Consider the following 17,366-nt stretch of genomic DNA (forward strand, 5'->3'; position numbering starts at 1 on the left):
CTAAGTTTATATAGGGAGAAAAATATGAAGATTTTAAAGAAAAATCAACGATTATTACATATTTTGATTGTACTATTTGGTATCAGCTTTTTAACTTTTTCATTAGTTTATCTTTCACCAGGCGATCCTGCTGAAATTATGTTAACGGAATGTGGTAATATTCCAACGCCAGAATTGTTAGCGAAGGCACGAGCAGATTTAGGATTAGATCGCCCTTTTTTAGTGCAATATGGTAGCTGGCTAAAAGGGGTAGTAACTGGTGATATGGGTCAAAGCTATGCTTTCAAAATTCCAGTAGTTCAAAAATTGATTAGCTGTTTTTTCCCAACGCTTTCCTTGGCTATTACTTCGTTAATTATTATGTTAGCGATTGCGATTCCTTTTGGTATTTTATCAGCTATTTATCAAAATAAATGGCTAGACTATTTTATTCGTGGCTTTTCTTTTATCGGCATTTCAATTCCCAGCTTTTGGCTTGGTTTAGTTTTTCTGCGATTTTTTGGAGTTAATCTTGGTTGGGTGAGAGTTTCTGGAGGAGATACTGGTTTTAGAGGCTTGATTTTGCCTGCTTTGACTTTAGCGTTAGCGATGGCGGCTAAGTATACCCGTCAAATAAGGATTGCTGTGATTGAGGAGTTAAGTAAAGAGTATGTAATAGGAGCTAGATTACGCGGAATTAGTGAAAGAAAAATTTTATGGCGACATGTGTTACCTAATGTTTTATTGCCATTAGTAACGATTTTAGGGTTATCTTTAGGGAGCTTATTAGGTGGAACTGCAGTCGTTGAAATTATTTATAATTGGCCGGGTTTAGGTAATATGGCAGTGAGAGCGATTGCTTGTCGTGATTTTCCACTAATTCAAGGATATGTCTTGATGATATCTTTATTATATATGTTGATTAATTTAGCAGTAGACTTATCTTATCCATTGATTGATCCTAGGAGGCGGGAGGAAAGACATTGATTTCAATTAGTCAGTTTATTAAGAAAAATAAACAGTTTTGTTTTTCAATATTGCTGGTTTTTCTTATTATTTGTATAGCGATTTTTGCAAAACAAATTGCGCCTTTTGATCCACTTGAAGCGGTGATGTCAAAATCTTTATATGCACCTGATAATGTGAATAGGTTAGGTACTGACAAATTAGGGCGAGATATTTTATCACGAGTGATCTTTGGTACGCGAACTTCATTAGGCGCAACCTTAATCATGGTAGGAACAATCTTTTTTATGGGGACGCTTATTGGAATGATTAGCGGTTATTTTGGTGGCTGGCTGGATAGCTTAATTATGCGAATCGCTGATATGATGATATCTTTTCCTGGCTTGGTTTTGGCGATTGCGATTGCTGGTGTTTTAGGACCTAATTTGATGAATGCAGTAATTGCGATTACGGCGGTTAGTTGGACGAAATATGCTCGTCTTTCTAGAAGTTTAGTTTTAAAAATGAAAACAAGTCTGTTCATTGAGGCAGCAATCGTAACCGGTGTTAGAGATGCTAAAATGATTTTTCGCTATCTCTTACCTAATATTTTACCTGTTATGGTAGTGACGGCGGTAACGGATATTGGTACGTTGATGTTAGAAATCGCAGCACTTTCTTTTTTGGGATTCGGAGCTCAGGCACCAACGCCAGAGTGGAGCTTGATGTTAAATGAAGGGCGAACGTATTTACAAACAGCTCCGTGGTTGATGATTTATCCAGGTTTAGCAATCGTTTTTGTAGTCGTGGCATTTAATCTTTTGGGAGATAGCGTTGGCGATTTGCTAAATCCTAAAAGAGAGCAGTAAATAATAGTGTGAGAAATGAGGATAATAAAATGAAAAAAATGTTTAAAAGATTGTTCTTAGTAAGTTGCTTTGCCTTAGTGGCCGCTTCATTAGTCGGGTGTGGTAGCGAAAACAAAAAAGAAGATTCAAAAAATGATACAAAATCAGAAGAGAAATCAATGGTGGTTGGTGTAACTAGTTTTGCAGATACTTTAGAGCCAACTGAACAATATTTTAGCTGGGTGGTATCTCGCTATGGTGTAGGGGAAAATTTAGTTCGTTTTAATGAAAATGGTGAGTTAGAAGCTTGTTTAGCAGAAGAATGGTCAGTGAGTGAGGATCATTTAACTTGGGATTTTAAGATTCGTGAAGGTGTGCAATTTTCAAATGGTACAGAATTAACACCTGAATCGGTTAAAGATTCATTAGAAAGGACTTTTGAATTAAGTCCGAGAGGGGAAACTTTCTTTAAACCGGCAGCAATTGAAGTAGAGGGACAGTCTGTTTTGATTAAAACGGAGGAACCAGTGGCAATTGTTCCGGGAAGCTTGGCAGATCCTTTATTTTTAATTGTTGATACAACGGCAGATACTGAAAAATTTGCACAAGATGGGCCAATTTGTACGGGGCCTTACATTGTTGAAAGTTTCAGTCCGACAGATACCTGTGAATTAGTAAAAAATGAAAACTATTGGGATGGCGAAGTTCCTTTAGATAGAGTAACTATGAAATGTATTGATGATCAAGCAACACGCTCTATGGCATTGCAAAATAATGAAATTCAAATTGCTTATAATTTGAAAACAGAAAACATTGCAGAATTTGAAGGAAATGATGAAATTGTTATTGATAAATTGGACTCTTTACGTTCAACCTATGCTTTTATGAATCAAAATGGCCCGCTAAAAGATAAAAAATTAAGACAAGCTTTACTCCAAGGAATTGATCGTGAAACTTATGTTAAAAATCTTTTGCAAGGTGGTGCGACTGCGGGTAAAGCGCCAATTCCACCAACTTTAGATTATGGCTTTGATGAATTAGTTAATGAAAATACCTTTGATCCAGAAGCAGCAAAAAAAATACTGGTTGAAGCAGGCTATCAAGATAAAGATGGTGATGGCTTTGTTGAAACACCTTCAGGAGATCCATTGGATTTAGAATTTGTTATTTACACAAGTCGTGAAGAACTGAATGTTTATGCTCAAGCCATGCAAGCAAATATGAAAGATATTGGTGTCAAAGTTACTTTAAATACCGTAAGTTATGAAACATTATTAGATATGCGTGATGCTAGTAGCTTTGATTTATTGATTTGGAATGTTTTGGTGGCGAACACTGGTGATCCTGAAAACTATTTAAAAGAAAACTGGTACAGCAGTTCACCATCTAATCAAGCTGGCTATCGCAATGAAAAAGTAGATGCAGCGCTTGATAAAATGGCGGTTACTTTTGAAGAAGAGGAACGTAAAAAATTAGCTATGGAAATTCAACAAAATATTATGGATGATGCTGCTACCATGTTCTTTGGCTATGAAACAACATATCTATTTTCTAATGCAACAGTTGAAGGCGTAAAAATGTTTCCAATGGATTATTATTGGTTAACAAAAGATATAAAATATGCTGATTAATCCGCTATATTTAAAAAATTTATCTGATGAAGTATAAGGAGGCCCGACAATGCTTAAAATAGAAAATTTAACAGTTAATTATCTAAATCAGCAACAAGCAAGTGTGAAAAAATTTAATTTAACTGTTAATTCTGGTGAAATTGTCTGCATTGTTGGTGAAAGTGGTAGTGGTAAAAGTACGGTTTTAAAAACAATTTTAGGCGCACTACCTAAGACCATTCAGATTCAAGCTGACAAATTAACTTTGGCGAAGCAATCATTATTAAGTTATACTGCAAAAGATTGGCAAAAAATTCGTGGCAGTAAGGTATCGTTGATTTTTCAAGATAGTGGGGCAGCATTAAATCCAATTCGTAAAATTGGTGATCAATTTGTAGAGTATATTCAACAGCATAGCAAGCTTTCTAAACAAGTTGCTTATCAAAAAGCTAAAGAGCTGTTAGTCAAAATGCATTTATCAGATGAAGAAAGTATTATGCAAAGCTATCCTCATCAACTAAGCGGGGGCATGTGTCAACGAGTGGGGATTGCTTTAGCAATGACTTTTAATCCAGAATTATTATTAGCTGATGAGCCCACTAGTGCTTTAGATGTCACTACCCAACGGCAAATAGTGAATGAACTTTTAGCTTTGCAGAAAAACTTTAACACATCGATTGTGATGGTTACTCATAATTTAGGCTTAGCAGCGTATATGGCAGATCAATTGATTGTCATGGAAAAAGGTCAAGTTGTTGACAGTGGACCAACGATTAACGTTTTGGAAAATCCACAAAGTGACTATACTAAAAAACTTTTAGCAGCTGTACCTGAAATATAATTTTCTTAAATAAGAAGGTGGTTGATGATAGTGAATGAAATTATTTTAGAAGTGAAAAATTTAACGAAAAAATATCAACTACCTAATGAGAAATTTTTAACAGCTTGTAACGAGATTTCTTTTCAAGTTGAAGCTGGCAAAACAATTGGAATTGTTGGTGAAAGTGGTTCAGGGAAATCTACTTTAGTAAAAATGTTAATGGGAATGGAAAGTGTCACGGCTGGAGAAGTTTATTTTCGAAAACAGAATATTTTGAATTTGAACAAACAAGCGCTATGGAAATTACGCCCACAAATTCAAATGGTTTTTCAATCACCAGTAGCTTCTTTACATCCTAAAATGAAAATTATTGATATTGTGACAGAACCATTGTTTAACTACAAGCGTTTGAAACGTAGTGAAAAGCTAGCTAAAGCTAAAGAATTATTAGCGATGGTGGAGTTATCAGAAGAATTTCTAAATCGATATCCTCATAGTTTAAGTGGTGGCCAGTGTCAGCGGGTAAGTATTGCTAGAGCTTTGGCGTTGAAACCAGCAATTTTAATTTGTGACGAAGCAACTTCTGCTTTAGATGTTTCTGTTCAAAAAAATATTGTTGATTTATTACTTAAACTACAAGCCGAACAGAAGATGAGTATTTTATTTATTTGCCATGATTTGGCGCTGGTTCATTCTTTTGCTCATAAAATTTTAGTTATGGAAAAGGGAGTTTTAGTTGATGAACTTTCAGAAGGAGAATCTTTGACAGAATCAACTGAAGAGTATACGCAAGCCTTAGTTGATTCTGTTTTTTCTTTAAAAGAAATCAAGAGAAATCTACAAATAAATAATGCTAGAAAGTAGGCCTATTTTAATGATAAAACCTGCCTTAAATACAAAAGAAATGACTTACTATTCTGTTCCAGAAACTGATTTGCAATTACCGATGATAATTATTCAAGGGGCGGAAGTGGGCCCAACTTTATTAATCACTGCTGGAATTCATGGTTCGGAATATGCGGGAATGGAAGCTTGTCGACGATTTGCTCAGGAAATTGATTCACGAAGACTTAAAGGTAAAATAATTATATTACCTTGTGTTAATCAGCCGGCTTTTCAAGCAGGGACTGCTTTTCTTAATCCATTAGATCAAAAAAATTTAAATCGTTGTTTCCCAGGAAATATTGAAGGAACTGTAAGTGAAAAAATTGCTTATTATTTAGAAAAGGATTTTTTCACTGCTGCTGATTTTTATCTGGATTTACACAGTGGGGATTTACCAGAAGCTCTATCGCCATTTGTATTTATTCCGACAGTTGGCAAAACTGAGGTTGTCGCTAAAGCACAAAAAATGGCTGAAGTTATAAATGTTCCTTATGCTGTGCTCTCACAAGCAATAAGTGGTGCTTACAATTACGCTTGTAAAAAAAGCATACCTGCTTTGTTGATTGAAAGAGGAGGTTTCGGTAATTGTGATGAAAAAGATGTCTTCGCATTCATGGAGGATATTTATCGGATTTTAAGTTATTTGAAAATGATGAATTTCTCTGATCAATTACCAAAAGAAAAGAATTGGCAGCTGTTGACTACAGTTGTTTATGAAGAAGCACAATATGCGGGGATTTGGCGCCCAAACTATCAGGTAGGAGATCAAGTAGTAGCGGGAGCTGTCTTAGGTGTAATAGAAAATTTCTTTTCTAAGGAGATTATGTGTTGCTATGCTAAGGAAACGGGCGTCCTTTTATATCAATGGTATCGTTATTCTTTGCCAAAAGGAGCTCCATTATTTGCTTATGGAAATCAAGGCTAATTCTTTGACAATTAGCGCAATATTTTGTTATAACTAGTTTAGTGAAAACCCTATCAAGTTGAAGGGTTTTACTATATAATGAAGTAGTAATTAAAATTAATTTAAAATGTATTCTTTTCAGGGAATGAGGTGAGAATCCTCAGCAGCCCCTTTCTACTGTATATGCAGACGAAATCTATAATGACCACTTTACGGGAAGGTCAGAGACTAGGATGAAGCAAAGTCAGGATACCTGTTAAGAATATTAGCGAAAAAATTGGATTGGGAAGATTTTGGTGCTAAATACTGATGTTTGATAAGAAGACTGACTTTTTCTTTTCAATTGCGGTGTCTATTTTTGATAGGCTTATTTAGCATAATTATTATACTCCCAAGAAATCATTTCGATGAAATCTTGGGAGTATTTTTTATTGAAGGAAGAGGTGAAGGTTTATGCCAGCTTTAAAAGAAACACCTGAAGTTGCTTCTAAAGTAATTGAATTTTATGAAAATCAGGAAAAGACCATTCGTTTTCCTTTAGCTAGAGTCACTGGGGAAAATGCAGGTGCTTGTTTATTAGTTACGATTGGTTTTGAAGGATTATTTCCAGAAGTATTAGGTGCTTTTCAGCGATTAGTTTCTGAAATTTCGGTAGCTACCATTACTGGCGAATTGATTTTATTACCTTATGTTGAAGTGCCAACCTGTCGTTTTACAGCTTTTGATGCTGACGGTATGAATATTATTTATAGTAATCAAAAAAATTTGAAAGAGAGTCTGAAAAACTTTTTCGATGAAAATTTTTTAAAAGCAATTGATGAGGTGATTGACGTCCATATAAATGATTTTTTTATGTAGATAATCTACTAAATATCATTGAAGATAAGGGATTTAGTTAGCTGTTCAATGGTGAGCCAGTTAAGCATACAATGGCGTATGATGACTAAATCCTAACAATTGATCAATGTTATGTAGGTTTAATGATGAGAACTAACAGTGGGCACAAAGATGTGCTGAAAATACAAAGTGGTATCACTAGTTCTTCAATATAAAAGCAATGAAATAAGTGTAAATGACGAATGATGTCATTTACACTTATTTTTTGAAATTATTTAGTGATGTAAATTTGATAGCAATTAAATATTTATTTTAGGGAACGATATATTTTTTAGTTCTAAGTTTATTTAGAAAAAATTAGTAACTATTTTAAATAGTTCAAAAAAATTTTGATTCTAAAAAAAAATATTGTATTAATTTTTTTTTTTTAAGAGATAAACTTTACATCATAAAGCAATTAAATATTAGGAGTGATGTAAATGAGCAATTGGTTAAAAATTAAAGGAATGACAGTAATTGTTACAGGAGGCTCATCTGGGATTGGTGAAGCTGTTGTTGATGCACTGTTGGAACAAGAAGTGAATGTTGCTAATTTTGATATTCAAGATAATGGAAAAAAGCATGATCGATTACTATTTGTACAAACTGATGTGAGTTCACAAGAAAATATTGAAGCATCTGTTCAAAATGTTGAGGATTACTTTGGAACTGTTGATGGATTAGTCAATAATGCTGGAATTAATATTCCACGATTACTGGTTGATGGAGATAAACCTCGTGGAAATTATGAACTTAATATTGAAGTTTTTGATAAAATTTTTGATATTAATCAAAAAGGACTGTTTTTAATGAGTCAAGCAGTTGGTCGGATTTTGATAACTAAAAAGAAAGGAGTGATTATCAACATGTCTTCTGAAAGTGGACTAGAAGGTTCAGAAGGACAAAGTGCTTATGCAGCAACTAAAGCAGCCATTAATAGTTATACGCGTTCTTGGGCTAAAGAGCTAGGAAAACATAATGTAAGAGTAGTTGGTATTGCACCAGGAATTATGGAAGAAACAGGTTTGCGAACATTAGAATACGAAAATGCATTAGCGTATACTAGAGGTATCACAGTTGATGAGTTACGAGCAGGATACAGCAAAACTTCAACGACCCCTTTAGGTCGAAGTGGAAAATTAAGAGAAGTTGCAGATTTGGTTTGTTATTATCTTTCAGAACGGTCAAGCTATATTACTGGAGTGACAACCAATGTTGCAGGAGGTAAGACACGAGGTTAAAAAAGTGGGGGATAAATGTGGCATTAGTTAATCGTTGGTATCAAATTCTCCAATTATTTGTTTCTCATAGAAATTTATCTATTGATGAGTTGAAAATAGCTACTCATACAAGTGCACAAACAATAAAGAAAAGTATAGAGTTGCTAAATGAACAAATTATTGGCATTGCTGAAATTGTTCAAGAAGAAAATAGGTATTGTTTAATCATTCATAATTTTGAAGCTTTTGATAAAGTTTTAACAGGGAGTTTGAAAGAAAAAACAGACTTTAACTCCTCTTCAAAAAGAGTTGCCTATATTGTAAAAGAATTACTTGTGGCCAAAAAGTATTTGCTAATTGATGATTTGGCAGAAAATTTAGAAGTTAGTAGAGGCACTGTTAATAAAGATTTACGAACAATCAAAAGTTTAATGGAAGATTTTAATGTTAAGTTGGAAGGAACACCTAACCGTGGATTACGAATTAATGGAACAGAATTTGACTTGAGATTATTATATTTACAACATGTTTATGACTATTTTCCTTTAGAGATATTAACTCCAAAAGTTTTACTTTTTGTTGAGAAACTAATCAAAAAATTTCATATTGAAAAAAGTATTAGCTTTGACCGTCCAACGAATTCATAGTAATCATAGTTTAAATCAACCAATAGAGCACTATGTAAATACTTTAGAGAAAACACCAGAAGTTGATGAATTTTTTTATCAAATTGAAAGTGATTACCAAATCACTTTGGGGCAATATGATATTGATTTTTTGATTTTTCCATTGAACATTAGTCATGCTAATCCAATAAAAATTCAAGAAAAAGCTGTTCGTAAGATCTTTGATAAGATGTTAAATAAAATTCATGAAACTTTGATTTTGGATTTGAATGATGAACAAATTTTTTATGAAATGAAAAATCATTTGTTTTTTATGATCAATAGATTAGTCTTTAGATTACGACCAGCAGATTTATTTCATGGGGAAATTGAAAAAAATTATCCGTTTGCTTATGAATTGGCTTATACAGGAATGAAAGTATTGGAAAAATATTTGAAGCGTAAAGCATCTAATTCAGAAATTAGTTATTTAGCAATTTATTTTGAATTAGCCTTACGTCAGCATCATAAACAGACAAAAAAAGAAATTGCCATTGTATGTACGACTGGAAGAGGGACAGCTGCACTAATTCGAAGACAAATCGAAAATGTGTTAGGCCCGAAAGTAGAGATTCATCAATATACGGAAGAAGATTATGAGAAACAAGATTTGGATCATTTTTTTGCAATTTTCACAACAATTCCGTTAAAAAATATTCATCCAACTACACCAGTCATTCAATTAACAAATTTGTTTAATGATGAATGGTTACGCAGTGAATGGAGTCGTGTAAATCAAGTGCAACAGCTGAAATTTGATTATGTGGATTTTTATTTTCGGCGACTAGATCCAGCTGTTGAATATCAAGAAAATTTAATTTTATTGTTAGACGAATTAGTTGCAGAGAATTTTGTTGGTGAAACTTTTCCGCAAAATATTCTTGAACGAGAAGCAAAAAATACTACGGTCTTTAGTCACGGTGTGGCATTTCCTCATGCGATTAAGGAAAATTCTGACCGAATATTATTTTCTCTAGGAATTTTCGATACACCACGATCAACTAAAGATGGGGAAGTAGAACTAGTTTTTCTAGTGGGAATTCCTGAGGTGATTACAGAAAAAAATGAAATAGAGTTATTACAATTGTATGATGCAATATTTACTTTTGCTGCAGAAGATAAAAATAGGGAAGAAATCCTTAAATTAGAGAGTGTTCAAGAGTTTCTAACGTTTTTGAGAAGAAAGGAGGTTTTTATATGAGCTTCATTTATGTTTTTGGCTTTTTTGCAGTGATAGCATATATTGCCCAAATTATTTTTGGAATACAACAAATTAAACATTTTAATAAGACTTATCAAGTACTAAGAAAACAAGGGAAAGTAGCTATTGGTAAGCGTCCAGGGAAAATTCGTGCAGGAATAATAGTTATGTTCGCTGTAGACGATAAAGGAATTATTTTAGACTGTGTTAAGATGCAAGGGGTAACAGTATTAACAAAGTTTAAAAAGATGCCAGAATATATAGGCGAAGATATTCACTATTTAGATAAATATCATCCGATTGTACGACAACAAAATAAATTAATTGTTAAAGTCATTGAAAATGCTCGAGAAATATATTTACGAGTAGCAATGGGAAATTATGTTGAAGAACAACCGGTTTCAACATTTTCAGGGTTAATGACACAAGTACAAGGAATGACGTTGTCTTTAAAAAAAAGCAAAAAAAGATACTAGTTCTACATAAATGAGCTAGTGCTGTTAGATTGTGATTGAGTTAATAATTAAGAAAAAATGAAATAGATTAAAATTATAAAAGGAGTGTTATTAATGGAGTTTATTACAAAATTCGCCGAAGGTTTTATGAAATTATTTCAAACAGGTGCTGAGACATTTATTAGTTGGATGACAGGGATTGTGCCTGTAGTATTAATTTTGATGGTATTCATGAATACTATTATTGCTTTTTTAGGTGAAAAAAGAGTAACAAAAATTGCTCAGATTTCTGCAAAAAATCCTTTTACAAGATATTTGATTTTACCATTTTTAGCTGCATTTATGTTAGGTAATCCTATGTCATTTACGCTAGGGCGTTTTTTACCAGAATATTATAAACCAAGCTATTTTGCTTCGTTAGCACAATTTTGTCATACAAGTAACGGTATTTTCCCTCATATCAATCCAGGTGAGTTATTTGTTTGGTTAGGTATTGCACAAGGTATTGATCAATTAGGATTGAATTCAATGGAGTTAGCAGTTCGTTATTTACTGGTCGGACTAGTTATGAATTTTGTTAGTGGTTGGGTAACTGACTTTACCACTGCGTTTGTATGTAAACAACAAGGTGTTCAATTGAGCAAAACAGTAAAAATTGTAGAATAGTCTCAATCGCACAATTTTATAAATAAGGAGGAATTATAATGGTTTATAATAGTATAAAAGTAATCAAAGGTAGTGGAGGATATGGTGGTCCATTAGTAATTACACCCACAGAAGAAAAGCACAAATTTATTTATATTACTGGTGGAGGTGAGAAACCAGCAATTGTTGATAAAATTGAAGATTTAACTGGTATGGAAGCTGTTAACGGATTTAAAACATCAATTTCTGATGATGAAATTGCGTTAGCAATTGTTGACTGTGGTGGAACTTTACGTTGTGGCATCTATCCTAAAAAAGGAATTCCTACTATTAATATAGTTCCAACTGGAAAAAGTGGCCCTCTGGCACAATATATTAATGAAGATATTTATGTTTCTGCCGTAGGATTAGAGCAAATTGCATTAGCTGATGGTAACATGGTAATAGCGGATGTTGAAAGCACAGGTGATAAGAAACCTAAATATGATACTAGTAAAAAAATAACTGAACAAAGAGCCGAGCAAAATAGCTTTATTGCGAAAATTGGTATGGGAGCTGGGAAAGTAGTTGCAACATTTAACCAATCTGCTCGTGAAGGTGTGCAAACAATGATTAATACGGTAATTCCGTTTATGGCATTTGTTTCATTATTAATCGGGATTATTCAGGGTTCAGGAGTTGGGGAGCTATTCGCTAAAATTATGAGTCCGTTAGCAGGAAATGCAATTGGGCTGATTATAATTGGTTTCATTTGTTCATTACCATTTCTATCACCACTATTAGGCCCAGGTGCAGTAATTAGTCAAGTTATTGGAACTTTAATTGGAGTTGAGATTGGTAAAGGAAATATTCCGCCACAGTTAGCTTTACCAGCGTTATTTGCTATTAATACTCAAAATGCTTGTGATTTTATTCCGGTAGGATTAGGATTAGAAGAGGCTGAAGCAGAAACAGTTGAAGTAGGTGTACCTTCTGTTCTTTATTCTAGATTCTTGAATGGTGTTCCCCGAGTAGTTGTTGCATGGTTAGCAAGTTTTGGTTTATATAGTTAATAAAATGGATAGGTGGTAGTTTAGTTGAAGATTTTTGAAACGAAGGTGACTGAGATTGGTTCAGAAGCTGAATTATTTAAAGAAGAGAAAATGATGATTTTATTTGGAGAAAATGCTCCTAATGGTTTGGCTGAATACTGTTATAAGATCATTATGAACAAGACAATATCTGAAATAGAAAAGGGGATGAGTCTTTGTTTTGATGAGCAACTTTATAAGATTACAGCTGTTGGAAATGTAGTAACCAGCAACTTAAATGAGTTAGGGCATATTACCATTAAATTTACAGGGGATGAGATAGCTGAATTACCTGGCAGCTTATATGTTGAAAATTTACCAATGCCATTAATTGAATGTGGTGGTCTAATTAGGATATTAGAGTAGCTAATTTTAACAACTACGATAGCTATTAAATAGAAAAAGTGATAGTTCAGTAACATTAAGTGTACTAACTAGCACTTTTTTCTATTTTCAATTTAATTCATCTTAGTATATTGTTTTAAAACTTTGCGAAGTGTTTCCATCTCATCTTCTAGAGCCGTTCCTTCGGCAACATTCATTAAAGAATGGTCAGCTTGAGCTTCTAAAAGAATTTTGCTGATATTTTGAATGGCTGAGCGGGCAGAATTTAGTTGGATAATAATCTGATCATAAGGTTGTTCTTCAATAATCATTTTTTTTATGCCACCAATTTGGCCTTCAATCCGATTAATGCGAGTAACTAGATTTTTCGTTTGATGTTCAGGTAAATGACTCATATCTTTTTCCCCTTTATAAAGCGGTAGGTGCTTGCTTTTTGGTCTACTTAAATTCAATATAGCATAACCATTTTGAAAAAGCTATGACAAAAAATTGTGCTGCTAAAGGCAGTGTTCTTCTTTAAAATATTTAACAGACAGAGTAATGTCTGCTATAATGAAACAAGTTTTAAAGGGGGTGATGGGATGTTGCAAAAATCCGTATTAGTACTCACTGGTGGTAATAGTTAACTCTTCTTTGTTGGTAAAATTTTCCAGCAAAGAAATTACACACAGAGAGGAAAATTTGCAATGAAACCAACAATTCAAGCGTATCAATATGTTTTTATCAGAAAAGAAGTCGAGCAATTACTAAATACGTATTCATCAGTTAATGATCAAAAAACGGTTAAAACCGTACAAGCTTTTGCAGAGGAAAGAATCAGTCAGCTTTTTCCAGAAAATCCATTTGAGATTACAGCCTTTTTAAAGGAAATCTTGGATATTCGTTTGACGAAAGCTAAAGCAGAAAAAGCCTTATTAGATTTAAAGGTTTTTATTGAACCTTTTCAACAACCAGAAAAAGCTCAGTTAGAAAAAGTTTTTAAAAAGGTCAAAAAGTTACCTTTACCAGAATGGGGTGCTTTAGATTTATATGAACATACTTATGTGGGCTGGAATGATCCTGCGAGCCAAAGAAAATATCTAACTTTTTATCAAGACGGTAAATTAACGGGGATTAGTGGTCGACTTTCACCAAATGTTAGTAAAGGGATTTGTTCAATCTGTCAAAAAACTTCAAGTGTTGCTTTGTTTTTGGCAACAACGAAGGCTTCTTCTGATGGGACTTATACGAAAAAAGGCAATTATATTTGCCAAGATAGTAGTTCTTGTAATCATCAATTAAGCGATTATCAACAGTTTCAAGATTTTATTCAGTTGGTACGTTTTCAAGATAAAAAATAAAAGGATATTGCTTTTCAAATAAGTTGTAGTAAAATATAGGCATAAGTGTTTTTATTTAAAATAATTAAATCGTTTTATGATATTTAAGATAGGGGGGAATATTGAATGGTTAGCATTGCAAAAATAACTGATAACACAAATGAAGTGGCTATTTTTTCAAGCTTTTTGCATGCAATTATCTTCAGATTTGCTGTTCAAGGGGAAAGTGTGTCTAAAAACAGCATAAGAAGATAAAATTCAGTGACCATTGAATGTTTCCGTAACAAAAATTAAATAACAAGGTCATGGATTATTAACCATGGCCTTTTTTGTTGTTTGTTATCTTATGCACTGCTGATACAGTTTCCGCTTTTTATCACTTTTAAATAAAGAATAGCGGAGGAAAGATAAATGTTAGTACAAGTAAATCAAGTAACGAAAAATTTTGGTGGTGAAGCCCTTTTTGAAAAATTAGATTTAGTCATTCACCCTGGCGAAAAAATTGGCTTAATTGGCATGAATGGTACAGGCAAATCAACTTTACTTAAAATTATTTTAGGGGAAGAGGGAATCAATGCAGGTGTCATCAGCTATCAAAAAGGTTTGAAAATCGGTTATATCCAGCAAAGTCATCCACAAATTAGTGAAACGGTTTTAACTTATATTTTGCAAAGTTTCACAGAAATTTTAGCTGTGAAGGAACAGTTGGCATATTTAGAAGAGAAAATGGCACAAGCTGATAGTGATTTTGAAAAAGTTTTGCAACGCTATGGTTTGTTGCAAGAGCAATTTGAAAAGCTGCGAGGCTATACGATTGAAGATGAAATTGTCAGTATGTTAAAAGGCCTAGGGTTAGCTGAAAAAATCAATGAGCCTGTAAATAATTTAAGCGGTGGTCAGCGAGTACGGGTGGAGCTAGCAAAAACCTTAGTGGCTGAGGGTGAACTTTTATTGTTAGATGAACCAACCAATCATTTAGATTTAGCCGGCATTCAGTGGTTAGAAAATTATTTGCGCTATAGTAAAAAAGCTTTTGTAATTATTTCTCATGACCGCCAGTTTTTAGATAATGTTGTCAAAAAGGTGACTGAAATTGATGATGGCACACTTTATCACTACCCGGGCAATTATTCTCGTTATGCGGAACTGAAAAAAATCCAAATTGAGAAGATGCAAAAAGATTACGAGTTACAGCAAAAAGAAATTTTGCGTTTGAAAAATTTAATTCGTCAGTTTCGCCAGTGGGGCAATGAAAGTGATAATGAGAAATTTTATAAAAAAGCCAAAATGTATGAAAAGCAATTAGAAAAAATTCAACGCTTAAAGAAACCTATGGCGCCACAAAATAAAGTCCGTCGTAAAATTTCTGAAGCTAGCCGTTCTGGTTCAGAAGTGTTAATCGCCGAAAATCTTGGCAAAATTGTCGGAGAAAAACTGCTGTTTGCTGATAGTTCTTTTAAACTCTATCGCCAAGAGCGAGTGGCTTTAATGGGTGAAAACGGCAGTGGCAAAAGTACCTTGATTAAAATCATTAACGATGAAGAAACATTAGATGAAGGGCAATTAAAATTAGGGGCAGCAGTCAAAATTGGTTATTTACCACAAAAATTAGTTTTTGAAGAAATTAATCAAACATTATTGCAATATGCAGAAAACTTATTAGGAAATCAGCAGAAAAGTCGTGAAGAATTGGCTCGCTTTGGTTTTTATGCTGGCGATGTCAGCAAACGGTTAAAAGACTTATCAGGAGGAGAAAAAGTCCGGTTATACTTGTTAAAACTCTTCCAAACAAAAATTAATTTTTTGATTTTAGATGAGCCAACCAACCATTTAGATATTTATGCTCGTGAAGAAATTGAAGAAATCCTACAAGAATTTACGGGAACCTTGTTAGTTGTTTCTCACGACCGCTATTTCTTACAAAAAAGTTGTCAGCAAGCGTTAATGATAGAAAATCAAACAATTAATGTACTGGCAGAGTTACCTGTAACATAGAAGATAACTTTGCTAAATAAAGGAGTTTTTTGAAAAAATGAAAAGTAAAAAAGTCAATTTGTTTTTCCTGTTAGTTATTTATATCATCTTTATTAGCTTAGGCTTACCAGATTCTGTGTTAGGTGTGGCTTGGCCCACCATGTACGAATTTTTTGGTGTGAAAATTAGTGCTGCGGGCATGGTAACGATGATTTGTTCATTTTGCACGATGATTTCCAGTTTAAATACTGGTCGTTTAGTTAACTGGCTGGGGATAGGTAAGGTAGTCACTCTAAGTGTGACTTTAACAGCGGGGGCTTTAATCGGTTTTGCTTGCTCAAGTCATTTTATTTTTCTCTTATTATTAGCTATCCCTTTAGGAACGGGCGCTGGGGCAATTGATACGGCCTTAAATGATTATGTGGCATTAAATTTTAAAGCCCATCATATGAATTGGCTCCATGCGTTTTGGGGTGTGGGTGCAACGTTAGGTCCGATTATTTTTGGCGGCATATTAAAAAATGGTTTAAGTTGGCGTGTAGGTTATGGAATTTTAGGTGGCGTGCAAATTTTAATTGTCTTTTTATTAATTTACTGCTTACCTTTATGGAAACAAGAAGAAAAAATTCCGGTAAAATCAGTTGCTAAAAAGGAAGCGGCGCCTAAAAAAGAAGTTGGTTTACTAGCAGCTATTCGAGTGCCAGGAGTTATTTATAGTGTCTTGTGCTTTGTTTTTTATGTGGGGATTGAAGCCAGTATTGGCTTGTGGGGAAGCACGTATTTAATTAGCGAAAAAGGCATTTCTGTTGCAACGGCAAGTTTTATTGTCTCTTTGTATTTTGCTAGCTTAACGGTTGGTCGTTTGCTTTCAGGCTTTTTGACTTTCTATTTATCAAACAAACAAATGCTTATTTTAAGCGAAGTGCTGTTAGTTATCGGTGTAGCTTCTTTGTTTGTTTTAAGTGGCGGTGGCGTGATGATTGCAATGGTATTTATTGGCTTAGGCAGCGCCGCAATTTTTCCAACGATGCTCCACGAAACCCCACATCGTTTTGGTTCTGAAAATTCAGCAGCAGTTATGAGTTTACAAATTGCGCTGTCTTCCGTGGGAACGATTGTTTTACCACCGATTTTAGGATTATTAGCAGAAGCTTTATCAATTGCTATTTTCCCGGTTTGCTTATTATTCTTTGCTATTATTTTATTATTTTCTACCTATCGGATTGCCCAAGTGACGAATAAAACAGAATGATAAAAAAAGAATTTGACAACTGTGATAGCGGTTGCTATAGTGAAATTAAGTAAATATTAAAACACGTTGAAAAAGAAAGTAAAAGCATAGTAATTTCTATTAGAGAGTCTCGTTTGCTGAAAAGAGATGAAATTAACTGACTTTGAAAATGGCTTTTGAGTGGATTTCCTGAAGGTTTAATCTAGGGGAATACGGGAGTTCCGTTAACAAACAACAGTTTCTAAAATTTTATTTTAGGTACTGACTGAGGTAATATTTGTGAAAATATTGCAAGTTAAGGTGGTAACGCGTAAGTTTATGCCCTTAAGTGTCTTTTGAGATGCTTAAGGGTGTTTTTGTATAAAAAGCTGCGG

19 protein-coding genes, 1 riboswitch and 1 other annotated feature are annotated in these 17,366 nt (G+C 33.7%); of the genes, 18 read left to right on the forward strand and 1 reads right to left on the reverse strand.

Annotated features, from left to right (window positions below; translation table 11 throughout):
• Positions 1-24 precede the first annotated feature (24 nt).
• From nikB to M2139_RS01715, 14 genes are all read left to right on the forward strand, one after another.
• Entirely contained in the window at positions 25-966 is a 942-nt protein-coding gene (nikB, locus tag M2139_RS01650) for a nickel ABC transporter permease (protein WP_280736948.1), read from the forward strand.
• Positions 963-1,793, forward strand: coding sequence for a nickel transporter permease (gene nikC, locus M2139_RS01655; protein ID WP_280736947.1), 831 nt, complete (start codon positions 963-965; stop codon positions 1,791-1,793). Before nikB ends, nikC begins: the two co-directional genes overlap by 4 nt.
• Positions 1,794-1,822: 29 nt before the next feature.
• On the forward strand, positions 1,823-3,403 hold the full coding sequence (locus M2139_RS01660) for an ABC transporter substrate-binding protein (protein ID WP_280736946.1): 1,581 nt from the start codon (positions 1,823-1,825) through the stop codon (positions 3,401-3,403).
• A 49-nt stretch (positions 3,404-3,452) separates the two neighbouring features.
• Positions 3,453-4,223 carry an ABC transporter ATP-binding protein gene (locus tag M2139_RS01665; RefSeq protein ID WP_280736945.1) on the forward strand — a complete coding sequence of 257 codons (771 nt, stop codon included), beginning with the start codon at positions 3,453-3,455 and terminating at the stop codon, positions 4,221-4,223.
• A gap of 30 nt (positions 4,224-4,253) precedes the next feature.
• Positions 4,254-5,066: a dipeptide/oligopeptide/nickel ABC transporter ATP-binding protein gene (locus M2139_RS01670; RefSeq protein ID WP_280736944.1), complete on the forward strand. Its 813-nt coding sequence runs from the start codon at positions 4,254-4,256 to the stop codon at positions 5,064-5,066.
• A 10-nt stretch (positions 5,067-5,076) separates the two neighbouring features.
• On the forward strand, positions 5,077-6,012 hold the full coding sequence (locus M2139_RS01675; RefSeq protein WP_280736943.1) for a M14 family metallopeptidase: 936 nt from the start codon (positions 5,077-5,079) through the stop codon (positions 6,010-6,012).
• A gap of 80 nt (positions 6,013-6,092) precedes the next feature.
• A riboswitch (cobalamin riboswitch) is annotated at positions 6,093-6,267 on the forward strand.
• A gap of 177 nt (positions 6,268-6,444) precedes the next feature.
• Positions 6,445-6,849: a hypothetical protein gene (locus M2139_RS01680; protein ID WP_280736942.1), complete on the forward strand. Its 405-nt coding sequence runs from the start codon at positions 6,445-6,447 to the stop codon at positions 6,847-6,849.
• 458 nt (positions 6,850-7,307) lie between these two features.
• Entirely contained in the window at positions 7,308-8,108 is an 801-nt protein-coding gene (locus tag M2139_RS01685) for an SDR family oxidoreductase (RefSeq protein WP_280736940.1), read from the forward strand.
• 17 nt (positions 8,109-8,125) lie between these two features.
• Positions 8,126-8,734: an HTH domain-containing protein gene (locus M2139_RS01690; RefSeq protein WP_280736939.1), complete on the forward strand. Its 609-nt coding sequence runs from the start codon at positions 8,126-8,128 to the stop codon at positions 8,732-8,734.
• Entirely contained in the window at positions 8,694-9,953 is a 1,260-nt protein-coding gene (locus tag M2139_RS01695) for a PRD domain-containing protein (RefSeq protein ID WP_280736938.1), read from the forward strand. Before M2139_RS01690 ends, M2139_RS01695 begins: the two co-directional genes overlap by 41 nt.
• Positions 9,950-10,429, forward strand: coding sequence for a transcriptional regulator GutM (locus M2139_RS01700; RefSeq protein ID WP_280736937.1), 480 nt, complete (start codon positions 9,950-9,952; stop codon positions 10,427-10,429). The genes M2139_RS01695 and M2139_RS01700 overlap by 4 nt, the downstream gene beginning before the upstream one ends.
• Before the next feature lie 93 nt (positions 10,430-10,522).
• Entirely contained in the window at positions 10,523-11,074 is a 552-nt protein-coding gene (locus M2139_RS01705) for a PTS glucitol/sorbitol transporter subunit IIC (protein ID WP_280736936.1), read from the forward strand.
• Positions 11,075-11,112: 38 nt separating this feature from the next.
• Positions 11,113-12,105: a PTS glucitol/sorbitol transporter subunit IIB gene (locus M2139_RS01710; RefSeq protein WP_280736935.1), complete on the forward strand. Its 993-nt coding sequence runs from the start codon at positions 11,113-11,115 to the stop codon at positions 12,103-12,105.
• 24 nt (positions 12,106-12,129) lie between these two features.
• Complete coding sequence (locus M2139_RS01715; RefSeq protein ID WP_280736934.1) at positions 12,130-12,489, forward strand: PTS glucitol/sorbitol transporter subunit IIA; 360 nt, start codon at positions 12,130-12,132, stop codon at positions 12,487-12,489.
• 92 nt (positions 12,490-12,581) lie between these two features.
• On the opposite strand, the gene M2139_RS01720 is transcribed toward M2139_RS01715, so the two are convergent.
• Entirely contained in the window at positions 12,582-12,863 is a 282-nt protein-coding gene (locus M2139_RS01720; protein WP_280736933.1) for a metal-sensitive transcriptional regulator, read from the reverse strand.
• A gap of 291 nt (positions 12,864-13,154) precedes the next feature.
• Here M2139_RS01720 and M2139_RS01725 point away from each other — a divergent pair, with 291 nt between their 5' ends.
• From M2139_RS01725 to M2139_RS01740, 4 genes are all read left to right on the forward strand, one after another.
• The gene (locus M2139_RS01725) at positions 13,155-13,808 is read left to right on the forward strand and encodes a FusB/FusC family EF-G-binding protein (RefSeq protein ID WP_280736932.1); all 654 of its coding nucleotides are present in this window, start codon (positions 13,155-13,157) and stop codon (positions 13,806-13,808) included.
• 105 nt (positions 13,809-13,913) lie between these two features.
• Positions 13,914-14,042 (forward strand): hypothetical protein, encoded by a 129-nt coding sequence (locus tag M2139_RS01730; RefSeq protein ID WP_280736931.1) that lies wholly within the window; start codon positions 13,914-13,916, stop codon positions 14,040-14,042.
• A 156-nt stretch (positions 14,043-14,198) separates the two neighbouring features.
• On the forward strand, positions 14,199-15,782 hold the full coding sequence (gene abc-f, locus M2139_RS01735; RefSeq protein ID WP_280736930.1) for a ribosomal protection-like ABC-F family protein: 1,584 nt from the start codon (positions 14,199-14,201) through the stop codon (positions 15,780-15,782).
• 37 nt (positions 15,783-15,819) lie between these two features.
• On the forward strand, positions 15,820-17,013 hold the full coding sequence (locus M2139_RS01740) for an MFS transporter (RefSeq protein ID WP_280736929.1): 1,194 nt from the start codon (positions 15,820-15,822) through the stop codon (positions 17,011-17,013).
• Between the two features lie 57 nt (positions 17,014-17,070).
• Positions 17,071-17,321: a binding site (T-box leader), on the forward strand.
• Positions 17,322-17,366 lie beyond the last annotated feature (45 nt).

This window comes from Enterococcus sp. PF1-24, from assembly GCF_029893325.1.
Classification (GTDB): Bacteria; Bacillota; Bacilli; order Lactobacillales; family Enterococcaceae; genus HY326.